The organism is Rhodococcus sp. HNM0563 (genome assembly GCF_012726195.1).
Lineage (GTDB): Bacteria > Actinomycetota > Actinomycetes > Mycobacteriales > Mycobacteriaceae > Rhodococcus.
Window position 1 is genome coordinate 1 of record NZ_JAASAF010000037.1, and the last position, 711, is coordinate 711.

The window sequence follows — 711 nt, forward strand, 5'->3', positions numbered from 1 at the left end:
CCACCATATTGCGGGTGATGGGTGGTCGTTGGTCCCATTGTTGCGGGACTTGGGGATTGCGTACCGGGCGCGTGTGTCGAACACGACTCCGGATTGGGAGCCGTTGCCGGTTCAGTACGCAGACTATGCCGTTTGGCAGCGGGAGTTCCTGGGGCGGTCGGAGGACCCAGATAGTGTGCTGAGTCGGCAGCTGGGCTACTGGCGGGACGAGTTGGCAGAGCTTCCGGAGCAGCTGGCATTGCCGTTCGATCGCCCGCGGCCGGAAGTTTCCAGCTACCGCGGGGATGCAGTGGAGTTCGAGATTTCTTCCGACGTGCGCCAGAAGCTCGAGCGCGTGGCGGCGGATGCGGGTGCGACGTTGTCGGTCGTTCTGCAGAGTGCGCTTGCAACAATGTTGTACCGGCTTGGTGCAGGTGAGGACATTCCGATCGGGTCGCCGATCGCGGGGCGTCTGGACGAGTCGCTGGCCGATCTGGTGGGATTCTTTGTCAATACGTGGGTTCTTCGGGCGCGTATTGATCCGGAGATGTCGTTCCTCGACCTGGTGGGGCAGGTTCGGGAGAAGGCTCTTGCGGCGTACGAGAATCAGGATGTGCCCTTCGAGCGGGTTGTCGAGGAGTTGAACCCGTCCCGCTCGTCGAGTCATCATCCACTGTTCCAAGTGTCGCTGGCGTATCAGAACAACGAAACACCGACGCTGGACATACCCGG

General features: G+C 61.6%; 1 protein-coding gene. It reads left to right on the forward strand.

Translation table 11 applies throughout. From position 1 onward, the window contains the following. Positions 1 to 49: 49 nt before the first annotated feature. Positions 50 to 711 (forward strand): condensation domain-containing protein (locus tag HCA61_RS25860; protein ID WP_346777654.1); only part of this gene is annotated, 662 nt, incomplete at its 3' end.